General features: G+C 62.6%; 8 protein-coding genes. 6 read left to right on the top strand and 2 right to left on the bottom strand.

Features of this window, described 5'->3' with window-relative positions:
- Positions 1-3 precede the first annotated feature (3 nt).
- From D0Z70_RS15550 to treF, 6 genes are all read left to right on the top strand, one after another.
- A complete protein-coding gene (locus D0Z70_RS15550) occupies positions 4-1,332 on the top strand; it encodes a glycoside hydrolase family 1 protein (protein ID WP_338054907.1) in 1,329 nt (442 codons plus the stop codon).
- A gap of 53 nt (positions 1,333-1,385) precedes the next feature.
- Positions 1,386-2,315 (top strand): alpha/beta hydrolase, encoded by a 930-nt coding sequence (locus D0Z70_RS15545; protein ID WP_182913985.1) that lies wholly within the window; start codon positions 1,386-1,388, stop codon positions 2,313-2,315.
- Positions 2,312-3,349 carry an alpha/beta hydrolase gene (locus D0Z70_RS15540; protein WP_239018948.1) on the top strand — a complete coding sequence of 346 codons (1,038 nt, stop codon included), beginning with the start codon at positions 2,312-2,314 and terminating at the stop codon, positions 3,347-3,349. Before D0Z70_RS15545 ends, D0Z70_RS15540 begins: the two co-directional genes overlap by 4 nt.
- Before the next feature lie 21 nt (positions 3,350-3,370).
- Entirely contained in the window at positions 3,371-4,729 is a 1,359-nt protein-coding gene (locus D0Z70_RS15535) for an alpha/beta hydrolase family protein (protein ID WP_147418777.1), read from the top strand.
- 122 nt (positions 4,730-4,851) lie between these two features.
- Positions 4,852-6,453 carry an AMP-binding protein gene (locus tag D0Z70_RS15530; RefSeq protein WP_119748040.1) on the top strand — a complete coding sequence of 534 codons (1,602 nt, stop codon included), beginning with the start codon at positions 4,852-4,854 and terminating at the stop codon, positions 6,451-6,453.
- Positions 6,454-6,622: 169 nt separating this feature from the next.
- A complete protein-coding gene (gene treF, locus D0Z70_RS15525) occupies positions 6,623-8,197 on the top strand; it encodes an alpha,alpha-trehalase TreF (protein ID WP_119748104.1) in 1,575 nt (524 codons plus the stop codon).
- Between the two features lie 108 nt (positions 8,198-8,305).
- Here treF and D0Z70_RS15520 read toward each other — a convergent pair whose 3' ends face one another.
- Positions 8,306-10,708, bottom strand: a complete 2,403-nt coding sequence (locus D0Z70_RS15520) for a TonB-dependent receptor (protein WP_119748038.1) — start codon at positions 10,706-10,708, stop codon at positions 8,306-8,308.
- Between the two features lie 673 nt (positions 10,709-11,381).
- Entirely contained in the window at positions 11,382-12,002 is a 621-nt protein-coding gene (locus D0Z70_RS15515) for a hypothetical protein (protein WP_147418776.1), read from the bottom strand.
- Positions 12,003-12,006: the final 4 nt, after the last annotated feature.

Raw genomic sequence — 12,006 nt, 5'->3', positions numbered from 1 at the left:
GACATGGCGAACATGATCGACAGGCGCAAAGCGATGGGATTGGTCGCGGGCGGTATGTCAGCGGCGGCAGTGCATCCTGCGAAGGCTGCCAAGGCCGACGCATCGGGACGCCCACCCTTCCTTTGGGGCGCGGCGACGGCGGGACATCAGGTGGAGGGCAATAATGTCAACGCCGATATCTGGTTGCTCGAACAGGTGAAGCCCACCGTCTTTGCAGAACCGTCGGGCGATGCCTGCAACAGCCTTCACCGGTGGCGGGAAGATATCGAAATCGTCAAGACGCTGGGCCTCAACTGCTATCGCTTCTCCGTGGAATGGTGCCGGATCGAACCGGCGAAGGATCAGTTCAGCCAAGCCTATCTCGACCATTACACGCAGATGATCGATCATTGCCGCGAGCGGGGGCTGGCCCCGGTCGTGACCTTCAATCATTTCACTACACCGCGCTGGTTTGCGGCAACTGGCGGCTGGGAAAATCCGGACGCGCCGGATCTGTTCGCCCGTTACTGTGACCGGGTGGCGCGGGCTATGGCGGGTGGGATCAGCCACGCGCTGACCTTCAACGAGCCAAACCTTGCGCTTGGTGGGCGCTGGGCGAGCAGCCCGCCTTCTACCGCCTTCATGGACAAGATCGCCGCCAGCGTTGCCGCCGCCGCGAAGGCAAGCGGATCTGACCGTTTCTCGCTGCTCAATGCGGGCGATCCCGAACCGATGATCCCAGGCGTCGTCGCGGCCCATGTGAAGGCGCGCGAAGCCATTCGCGCTGTGCGTGGCGACCTGCCGATCGGCCTCAGCCTCGCCATTCCAGACAATGTCGCAGCCGGTCCTGACAGCGCGATCGAGCGCAAGCGCGCCCATGTCTATGCCCCATTCTTCGCCGTGACCGACAAGGACGATTTTATCGGCATACAGACCTATGGCCGCGCCTATGTCGGGCCGAAGGGCGACGTCGACCTGCCCGCCGATGCGCCCCGCCGCCCGGACGGCAGGGAATGGTATCCGCAAGCGGTCGGCGACGTCGTGCGCTACGCCCACAAGGCGACGGGAAAGCCGGTCCTGGTCACTGAAAATGGCATCGATGCCGCCGACGACAAAGAACGCACCCGCTTCATTCCGTCGGCAATCGCGTCGATCGAGGCGGCACGGCGCGACGGAATACCGGTGATAGGCTATATACACTGGTCGCTGCTCGATAATTTCGAATGGATGTCGGGCTATGGCCCAAAATATGGCCTGGTATCGGTCGATCGCACGAGCTTTCGGCGACAGGTGAAGCCGAGCGCCAAACTCTATGGCCGCATAGCCCAATCGGGCGGGACGATGCACGGATGACCGCCGGTCTGATGCGCACAAGGGGAAGGCTTCGTGTTGCGATAGCCGCAGCCATGCTGCTTTCGTCGACGCGTGCTCCGGCGCAGATCGTCAAGGCGCCGTGGCCGGACACATTATCAACGCAAGCGCTAGCTTCCATCGCCGCCAATGACGCCCGCCCCCCCGAACCGGCCGCGATGCCCGACCGCCGCGCCAGGGCGGAATCGATCCAGCAGGCGATTGGCGGTCCCCGCCTCCGCCGCTACCAGGTGCGGATCGAGGAAACCGTCATAGCGGGAGTTCCGGTTCGCATCTTCCACCCGCGCAATGAGCGGTCGAACGGCCCATGGCTGATGAACCTGCATGGCGGCGGCTTCATGGTCGACGCCGGGTCGATCACCGAAAATGCCGCCGTCGCCGGGCTGACCGGCTATCGCGTCATTGCCGTGCGCTACCGTCTGGCGCCCGAACACCCCTATCCCGCCGGGGTCGATGATGCGCTTTCCGTCTATCGCATATTGTCGAAGGATCGAGCGATCGGGCTTTACGGCACCTCGGCGGGCGCCATATTGTCGGCGCAGTTGATTGCGCGGCTGCGCGCATCGGGACTGCCGCAGCCGGCCGCGCTCGGCTTCTTCAGCGGTACCGCCGACCTCTCGCGCGATGCCGATACGACCACCCTGTTTGCTGCTCCCGCCGGGGTCCGAGCGCTGGCTCGCCTCTATGCTGGTGCGCACGACCTGACGGACCCCCTGCTGTCGCCCGGGCTTGGAAAACTGGAAGGATGGCCACCAACGCTCTGTCTGACGAGCGTCCGCGATTTTTTACTGGGCGGAACGGCGGACTTCTGCCGTAGCCTCGATGCAGCTCATGTGTCGGCCAAGCTGCTGGTGTGGGACGGTCTGCCCCATGCCTTCTGGAGCTATATCGACGCGCCGGAAAGCGAGGCGGCCTTTGCCGCCATGGTACGCTTTTTCCGGGAGAGGATGGAGAATACACAATGAAAGCCCTCATGATCGCTTCATGGACAGTCCTTCTGGCAGCGCCAGCCAGTGCGCAACAGGTGGCTGTCCCCGCCTTCACCCTGCCGCCATCCAGCCAGCTCAGCGAGCAAGCGAAGCAGGTGCTCGCCCGGATGAAAGCCGCGACCGCGCCCAAAGACATTGCTGGCGATGTGACCAGGCAACGTGCCTTCTATCAGCGCTACAATGACGACCGCCTCGCCGAAATGCGTCGCCATTTCGCGACGACAGAACGCCCCACACAGATAAACGGCGTTCGGGTCCACATCGTCGATCCGAAGGACGGCCCGGCAGCAGCCAACGCGCACCGCATCCTCATCAACGTGCATGGTGGCGCTTTCATGTGGGGATCGGGCAGCGGTGCGCTGGTCGAAGCGATACCGATCGCCGCCACGATGGGCATCCGCGTCGTGACGGTCGATTACCGCCTGACGCCTGAACACCGCTACCCCGCAGCGTCGCAGGATGTGACCGCGGTCTATGGCGAGCTGCTGAAAACCTATAGCCCATCGGCCATCGGTATCTATGGCTGTTCAGCAGGCGGGATCATCACCGCGCAGGCGACCGCCTGGATACGCAAGGCAGGTTTGCCGCGCCCCGGCGCGATCGGAACCTTCTGCGGGACCGGAGCCGGTTATTCGGGGGACAGCCCCTATCTGGCCGGGCCGAGCACAGGGGGCGATGTCATGGCTGCGCCTGCGCTGCCCGCGACGCTGCCAACGCCCTATATGGAGGGCGTTCCCGCCGACGACGCTGCCGCCTATCCATTGATGTCGGAAGCGGAAATACGCGCGATGCCGCCGACGCTGCTGCTTGCAGGCGGGCGCGACTTCGCCGTCAGCGCCCTGACGCTCGCGCACCGACGCCTTGCGCGGGCGGGAGTCGACAGCGACCTTCAGCTGTTCGATGGCCTGCCCCACGCCTTCTTCATGTGGCCGGACATGCCCGAATCCGCTGAGGCATTTCAGCTGATAGCGCAGTTTTTCGACCGCCATCTGACCGACAGGAACCAGTGAGACCCCCCGGAGAACATGTCCATGCGTGCTACTCGCCTCATGATTTGCGCCGCAGCTATCGGCGCGACCTTCCTTTCCGTTCCACCGATTTCAGCGCGTACGCCAGCGGTCGCGCTGGCCACGGATCGGAACGCACTCGTTGCGCGCGCGCAGTCGCTCGGCGCGACGAACGTGACCGGAAAACCGGCGCCCAATGGCGGAACCACCCTTAACGGCAAGTTGGGCGGCGCGCAGTTCGCGCTTGTTTTTCCGGCCGGGTGGAAAGGCGACAGTCTTTTGTACGCACACGGTTATTCGACTCCCGGCATGCCAATTGCGGTGGAGGCCGACCCGGTTGAAAAGGGGCCAGGCGGCGCCCTGTTTCGGGCCATATACGATCAGGGCTTCGCCGTCGGCCACAGCGCATACGACAAGGCGGGGTTGGGCGTGGAAACAGCGGTTCGCAACACAAAGCGCCTGCGCGACTTCATCACCGCACTGGGCGGAAAGCGCGTCTATGTGCTCGGTGACTCCATGGGCGGCAGCATCGTCGTCACCCTGCTGGAACTCTATCCGCGCGCCTTTGCCGGTGGCCTTGCCCGCTGCGGTGTGGTCGACAGTTGGAAGACCTTGCTAGGCCAGCTAACGGATATGCGGCTGGCTTACACCGTCCTGACGCGCGATACGCCCTACGCGTTGCCGGGGGAGCGGGACGTGCGGCTCGACGCGATATCGTCCGTGCCGCCCGCTGGAACCCCTGACCCGCAGGCTACCGCCTATGTCTGGACCCGGATGGGCCAGGTCGCGCAGCCGCCGCTGGCGCTGTGGACTGCGGCACAAAAGAACCCCGACGGCTCCGAAGCGCGGATCGTGCGACAGGTGACGGCGATCGGCGGCTTCGATTATGATGCTGCGTCGCTGACCTATCCTCTGGTCACGACCGCGCTGGGTGCGTCGGACATGGCCGCCACGGCGGGCGGCTGGATATATGATAACCGCCAAAAACATTATTCCGCCTCTGGCATGACCGCGCAGGAGGAAACGATGCTGAACGCGCAGATCCAGCGGGTGCGAGCAGCCCCCAAGGCGACCGCCTATCTCACCCGATGGCATGAGGCGACCGGCCGGATCAACACGCCGCTCATCACGATGCACAACCGGATCGACTCTCTCGTCCCTTATGCGCAGGAAGTCGCTTTTGAGGCAAAGGTGCGCGCAAACGGTCGCGACAGATTCCTTGTGGCCTATGCCGTGCCGCCGACCCGCGCGCCACTGCCTATCGGCGGGATCGAGGGCTATACCCATTGCGGCTTCAGCCCTGCGCAGGCGCTGGCGGGATGGAATGCGCTGCGCCAGTGGGTCGAAACCAAGCGGAAACCCGGCCCAGACGCTATCCAATGAGACAGTATCTAGCTGACCAACGGCGTGACCCGCGCATTGTGTGATCGATACGCTATTGTGCGCCGCAATCGATAATCAGCGACCGGCACAGAACCGGCGCGCATAAGGAGAGATATTGGGCGATGAAGCCGGTTTCCGACATCGACAATCTGGTCGACTATATAGCGCTTGCCTGTGAGGACAATGGTGCAAGCCCCGTTTTTTTCGAAGGCGACGTCTGCCTGACCTACGGCGAATGGTGGGACAGATCGGAGGCCATTGCCGCGCTTATGCGCAACAAGGGCGTGGTTCCCGGCGACAGGGTCGCCGTGATCCTGCCCAACGGCATCGCCTTTCCTTTAGCCACGGCGGCTGTGCTTCGGCTTGGTTGCGTACAGGTGAATTGCAATCCCCTCTACACGCCCCGTGAGCTTGGGCATCAGCTCAACGACGCAGGCGTAAAAGCGGCCGTGATTCCTGCGACCGCGCTGCCGACACTGATTGCGGCGGCGCCGCGCGATATGGAGCATGTCATACTGACAGGCGCGTGTAATCCATCGCTGCTCGACACGGTCCCCGCCACCTGGACGATCAGTACATGGGATGACGCGCTCGCCATTGTGCCGGACCCCGCGATGTCATGGCCAGCGCTCACGCGCGAGGATCTTGCGTTTCTCCAATATACCGGTGGCACTACCGGCCCTTCGAAGGGGGCGATGCTGACACACGGCAACATTCTGGCGAATATCGAGCAGTTCATGGATAGAAGCGCGTTGATCCTGAACCACGGTCCTATCAAGGTGCTGACGGCTATCCCGCTTTATCATATCTTCGCGCTGACCGTGAACCTGTTCTCCTCGATCGCACTGGGCGCAGCCAATGTGCTGATCGCCGATCCGCGTAAACTAGACCAACTGATCGATGCATGGCACCGTCATGACGTGAACTTCGTCACGGGGGTGAACACGTTGTTCAAGGCGCTGGGCGCGCATCCAGGCTTTCAGGCACTTCGGTTTCATCCGCGCCTCATTACCATGGGCGGCGGTGCAACTGTGCAGCCGGTGGTATCTGCCCAATGGCATAGGCTGACGGGTGGTCATATCAAAGAAGGATATGGCCTGTCGGAAACGTCCCCCATCCTCACATGCACGCCACTCGACGAACCACGCTTTCTTGCAAGTGTCGGCCTCCCGGTAAAAAACACCCAAATCGCCCTTCGCGACGAGAAAGGGCAGGATGTCGAGAATGGCGCGATTGGTGAACTATGTGCGCGCGGGCCGCAGGTCATGAAAGGATATTGGCGCAATCCCGAAGCGACCGCTGCGGCGACCACAGCAGATGGCTTTTTCCGTACTGGAGACATAGCGCGCTGCGATCCCGATGGACGCTACCATATCGTCGACCGGCTCAAGGACATGATCCTTGTCTCAGGCTTCAACGTCTATCCGAACGAGATAGAGGCGGTCACCTCCGACTTACCCGGCGTCGTGGAATGCGCATGCGTTGGAGTTCCGGACGGCCAAGGTTGCGAAGCTGTGGCGCTCTATATTGTCCGACGCGACGAGACGCTAACAGCGGAAATGGTGATCGCGCATTGTCGCCGCAACCTGACCGCTTACAAGGTGCCACGGCACATTCATTTCATTGAAACAATGCCAAAATCAGCGGTGGGTAAGCTGTTGCGACGGGAACTACGGGCAATTTCCCCTGTCGCTACCTCTCGCAAGCCCGGAGCATCGCTATGACGAGATGATCGACTAGGTCACACTTAAGAACGCATGGTTCGATGCAGGCTAGTGCCCCATCCGGTCGCGCATAGCTGCCAACGTTGACGCTGCGCTGTTGGGCGGCAGTATTGGCCGATCATCCGATTTTGCCGTTGCAAAGGCTGGCGGCGCAACCGAAAGAGCGGGCATGAAAAATTGGCGATCCTTCGTTGCTGCCGGCCTCGTCTCCCTCCTCGCGTTGGGAAATCCGGGCTGGGCGCAATCCTCCCCTGCCGAACTATACGGCGACCTGTTCCAGCGCGTTCAGCTTGAAAAACTGTTCCCCGACGGCAAGACCTTCGTCGACGCGACACCGCGATCGAACCCTGCCGCGATCATGGCGGCCTATCGCCAGCAACCGCCTCAGGGCAAGGACGCGCTGAAAACATTCGTGCTGCACCACTTCCGCGTGCCGGGCGTCAACGATCATGGCGCGTCCAACCTGCGCGCGCATGTCCGCACCCTGTGGCCGACGCTCGTCCGCCAGCCGGTCGAGCGACAGGCGGGCAGTTCCGCGCTGCCGCTGCCCACGCCCTTCGTCGTACCGGGCGGCCGCTTTCGCGAAATCTATTATTGGGACAGCTATTTCACCATGCTGGGCCTGGCGGTCGACGGTCAGCAGTCGCTGATCGAAAGCATGCTGGTGGATTTCACCGCGACGATCGAAATCTACGGCCACATCCCCAACGGCATGCGCAGCTATTATCTCAGCCGGTCGCAGCCGCCCTTCTACGCGCTGATGCTGGACCTGTCGAAGGATGACAGCCCCGACACCGCCACTCGTCAGCTGGCGGCACTGCGACAGGAATATGCCTATTGGATGAAGGGCGCGTCCTGCGTTCAGGCCAGCCGTCCGTGCGAACGCATCGTGCGGATGCCCGACGGCACGCTGCTCAACCGCTATTGGGACGACAAGGATACGCCCCGCGACGAATCCTATGCCGAAGATGTGGCGACCGCGGCGGAGGCGAAGGGCGACAAGGCCATCACCTATCGCCACCTGCGCGCGGGCGCGGAAAGCGGCTGGGACTTCAGCTCGCGCTGGTTCGGCGACGGGCGGACGATCGCGACCATCCACACGACCGACATCGTACCGGTGGACCTCAACAGCCTGATGCTGGCGATGGAACAGCGGATCGAGGCGCGCTGCCAGAAGGCGGGCGACAGCGCCTGCGCCACCGAATTTGCAGGGCTGGCGCGCAAGCGCAAGGCGGCGATCGACCGCTATCTGTGGGTCGGCAAGGAAGGCCGCTATGCCGACTGGGACAGCAAGGCGAAGAAGCCCACAGCCATCCTGTCCGCCGCGACCCTCTATCCGCTGTTCGTCGGCGCGGCGTCGCCTGCACAGGCTGATGCCGTGGCGACCACGGTCCGCGCGAAACTGCTGGGCAGCGGCGGCCTGCGCACCACACCCAACCGGACCGGCCAGCAATGGGATACGCCCAATGGCTGGGCGCCGCTGCAATGGGTGGCGATCGACGGGCTGGCGCGCAATGGGCAGGAAACGCTGGCCCGCGACATTGCCGGGCGCTGGATCGGTACGGTCGCAGCGGCCTATGCCGAAACCGGCAAGATGCTGGAAAAATATGATGTGGAAGAACGCAAGCCCGGCGGCGGAGGCGAATATCCGCTTCAGGACGGGTTCGGATGGACCAATGGCGTGACCAGCGCGCTGCTGGACCGTTATCCCGACATAGCGGCCGAACTGGAAAAGGCCGAATAAAGCATAATGAAGTCGGCTGGCACAGCCTATGGCTCGCATCATGCGGAAAACAGAAAAGAAGGGGGCCGGGCGATTGGATCGCCCGGCCCCCTTCTTTTGCTCACATGATCAGAAGCTGTAGGCCGCGCTGAAGCGGAAGGACCGGCCCAGGATCGGACGCGCCAGGATCGTGCCTGCACCCTGCGATCCGATGATGCGCGGATTGCCTTCGGTCAGACCCAGCTCGTCGGTCAGGTTGTTACCCGTAACCGCCAGCTTCAGCCGCTGGTTGACGTCCACCGACACGCCCGCGTCCAGCTGATAATAGTTGGGCAGCAACTGCGCATTTTCCGGGTCGGAGAAACGGTCGCCCGTATATTGCAGCGTGGCGAAGATGGACGGACGGAAATCGCCCACCGTCAGTTCGTAGCTGGGCGTCACGCGCCACATCCACTTGGGCTGACGCTGCACGCGGTTGCCCGTATTGTCGATGGTGCCGTTGCCGCTGAAGAAGCCGCGATAGGTGCCGTCGAGATAGGTGCCCGCCGCTGCGATGCTGAAGCCCGCGAACGGACGGATCACGCCTTCCAGCTCGACGCCGGTCGCCTTGGCGCCGCCGACCGATTCATTGGGCACGCCGTTGATGATCTGCGTCGTCGCCAGACCGTCGAACTTGTTGTGGAACAAGGTCGCATAGAGGTTCAGCATCGGCGTCGAAACCTTCAACCCGCCTTCATAGGTGTCCACCTTCGAGATGATGGTCAGCCCTTCGCGCAGATTGTCGAACTGCGGGAAGCTGTTGCCGCGGCTGTACCGGGCAAAGACGCCGATCTGGCTGGTGAAGTCGTAGTTGGCGCCCGCCGTCCACGACCAGCGCGACGCGCCATAGTCGATACGGCCTGCACCGCCCAGCTGCACGGTCCGGTCGTACAGGGTGGCGGCGCTGCCATCCTGATCGAAGGCCGCGCCGGAGGTGGCGACATCGCCCACGACTTCATGACGCTGCCAGCGCACGCCGCCATCGACGCGCAGCTGGTCGGTGATCTGGAGCTCGTCCACCGCATAGAAGGCGATGTCGCGCCCCTCATAACGACCGTTCACCAGGAAGCTGGCGCCGGAGGTGAAGCCGTCGCGGGTCGCCACGCGGCCATCGCCCAGCGTCAGGTTCAGGCGACGGGCATTGGGTTCGGCCGTCAGCAGAACGTCGTTGCCCAGCGCCCAGTTGTCGCGGGTGGTGTAGTTGGCAAGGTAGAAGCCGCCGGTCAGCTTGTTGCCGCCAGCCTTGAACTCCAGCGCCATGTCGTTGACGAAAGCGTCGATCCGCTTGCGCACGTCCCAGATGCCCGCGCGCATGACCTGCGTGCCGGCCGCTGCCGCCGCGCCGCCCGATGCGTAGGTCAGGCTGCCCACGGTCGAACCCGCGCCGCCCAGCGTCGTCGCCATGGCCGCCGCGCTCATCGGTGCGTCGGTGGGCACCAGTCCGATGGTGTTGGCCGTGCCCCACATATAGCTGGCGCGTTCGCGAATGCTCAGGCCGTCGACCAGTTCGTAATCGAAGCTGAGGCCGAAATTGCCCAGCTTCGCGCCGCGACCATCGGCCAGGTCGACGGTGCGACCGGCGTTGTTGGTGGTAACGCGGACATCGCGACCGGCGAGCGCGCCGGTGCCATGGTCGAAATTGGCGAACTGGCTGATCTTGCTGCCATCCTGATTGACGGGGATGGGCAGCAGCCACTGGCCATGATCGTTGAGGTAACGACCGTAAATCAGCAGCGAGCCGCGACCGCCGAAGTCGTGGCGGATGTTCGCGGTGATCTGACCACCCTTTTCGGCGCGGAACTGCGGATCGCGGATGCCATTGCCCTGCGCATAATAGCCGCCGACCATGAAGGTCGTGTCTTCGCTGATCGGCCCCGAAATCCAGGCATCGCCGCGAATTTCGTCATAATCGGTGTAGGACAGCTTCGCAAAGCCCTTCAGCGTCTGACCGCCTTCGCGCTGCTGCACATTGACGGTCAGGCCCGGCTGGCCGTTCGAGAAAAGCGATCCGGTGCCGCCGCGCACGGCTTCCACGCGATCGACCGTTTCGTCGAGGCGGATCAGCTGCGAATTTTCAAGGAAAGACAGGGTCGAAGGCGGGAAGAAAGGCACGCCGCCCAGCTGGAAGGTCACGAACTGCGCATCGCCGCCCGACGGATACCCACGCACGAAGATGTTGGCGCCGTTCTGGCCGCCGGAGCTTTCGGCGCTGACGCCCGGAATGGTGCGCAGCAGGTCGGCCGTGCTGTTGGGCGCGGCGCGGGCGATGGCGTCGCTGGACAGGCTGGTGACGGCGAAGGCTGCGTCCTGACGGCGCGTGCCGCCGCCTGCGGTGCCGACCACGACGATGTCGGCCTGATTTTCATCGGCCGCCGCTTCGGGCGCATCCTGCGCGGCAGGGGCGGTCTGGGCCATCGCGCTCCCGGCGATCAGGGCGAATGGTGCAGCGCCAGCCAGAAGCAGTCTGGACGCGGATAGACGGATGTTATGCATTATGATGTTCCTCCTGAGCTTCCGGCATTCTCAAAGGAGCCGGATCGCAATCATGGTTGGGAAGCCGCCTTGAACGTTGTCTTCCACTGCCCGCGTCGGACCGCGGGCGAAACGGCGCCCTGACCGCTTAATCACGTGCTCGCAAGAAAGTTTCGCACCTGTTGTAATTCGATAATCAAGTGTGACATTGGTGCACCAGTGCTTCGGCATCGCTTGCGACGGGGTCGATCCTTCTGGCGAGGATTATATCGGACGCGAGGATGGTCAGCGGTCACGCTAGACGGCATCGGAAGGTTGCTTCGAGGCTAGGTCAAAAGTAGAGATAAAGCATATCTCAGAACTGTCCTATCAGCAGGTACATACCTTCTATCGCAATGCGACCCCCGGCTCGGCAAATTTTGACGTCGGCTCGCCGGAAAATTTGTCGGTCGGCATGTCGCTTATGGATAGTGCAAACTCCTAATTCAGCATTCGTTGCAGGTAGATGTCGACCCTTAGTCGCCGTTCCGTGGTCGATTTCGGCTTCCCAACAGCAGAAGGTCGGCTTTCTCTAGGCATTCTTAGCGATAGTGGCTAACCTCGTGTCAGAGGGTCGACTGCTGTAGTCGCCTGAGACGCTATGGGTGATGGCCACTGACGAGGCCTAAATCCGTGAGCAACGAAACGCCTACCTTCAGATTGTGACATCGACACCTCTTGGTGCCGCACCCGCGACCAACGCAGCATGCGACGCTGCCTGCGAAGCTAGGTACTTCTGCCGGATATCTTCCCCGTGCATGCGCTGATCAGTAAGGTGACGCTCAACCGTATATTCGGAATCCGGATCTTGTTTAGCTTTTAGCCTCCCTGATTTGCGAATTTTCGCGCCTAAAGCCAGCGCGTCTAGGCCTCGCCCGATCAACTGCATGACAAGTTCGTGATCCCCGCCGTCCGGTGGATCGAAGTCGTACAAGTACGCGATTTTTGCACTCGCCGCCGCATGTTTCACCCGATACGCAAACGCGTCTTCGGTCCGACGAATGCCGACCCGCCGCCAGTCGATCTCCGTCGGAAAGTCAGGAAGTTCAGGTAGTGCTCCATGAGCAACGCCAGCGTGGCCGCTCGACGATATGTATTCACTATATTCGCCGAGACGATGTGAGCAGGCGCTGGCATATTCTTCAAAGAAAAGTGCAGCGTACAAGGCGGAGAAGCGACCCTCTGCGCCAGCCACCCATTTCTCTTTGACCCACAATGCACCCTGGGCAGCGATGGCGGTAGCGACGGCGGTGCCAAGGATCGTTAAGAAGGCCATTTGC

It is taken from the genome of Sphingobium terrigena (genome assembly GCF_003591655.1).
Taxonomy (GTDB): domain Bacteria; phylum Pseudomonadota; class Alphaproteobacteria; order Sphingomonadales; family Sphingomonadaceae; genus Sphingobium; species Sphingobium terrigena.
This window is presented reverse-complemented; position numbering and strand designations above follow the sequence as displayed.

Bases quoted from the DNA above. Each gene is read 5' to 3' on its own strand.
- D0Z70_RS15550 (WP_338054907.1), top strand. From the start codon at position 4: ATGGCGAACATGATCGACAGGCGCAAAGCGATGGGATTGGTCGCGGGC.
- D0Z70_RS15545 (WP_182913985.1), top strand. From the start codon at position 1,386: ATGCTGCTTTCGTCGACGCGTGCTCCGGCGCAGATCGTCAAGGCGCCG.
- D0Z70_RS15540 (WP_239018948.1), top strand. From the start codon at position 2,312: ATGAAAGCCCTCATGATCGCTTCATGGACAGTCCTTCTGGCAGCGCCA.
- D0Z70_RS15535 (WP_147418777.1), top strand. From the start codon at position 3,371: ATGCGTGCTACTCGCCTCATGATTTGCGCCGCAGCTATCGGCGCGACC.
- D0Z70_RS15530 (WP_119748040.1), top strand. From the start codon at position 4,852: ATGAAGCCGGTTTCCGACATCGACAATCTGGTCGACTATATAGCGCTT.
- treF (WP_119748104.1), top strand. From the start codon at position 6,623: ATGAAAAATTGGCGATCCTTCGTTGCTGCCGGCCTCGTCTCCCTCCTC.
- D0Z70_RS15520 (WP_119748038.1), bottom strand. From the start codon at position 10,708: ATGCATAACATCCGTCTATCCGCGTCCAGACTGCTTCTGGCTGGCGCT.
- D0Z70_RS15515 (WP_147418776.1), bottom strand. From the start codon at position 12,002: ATGGCCTTCTTAACGATCCTTGGCACCGCCGTCGCTACCGCCATCGCT.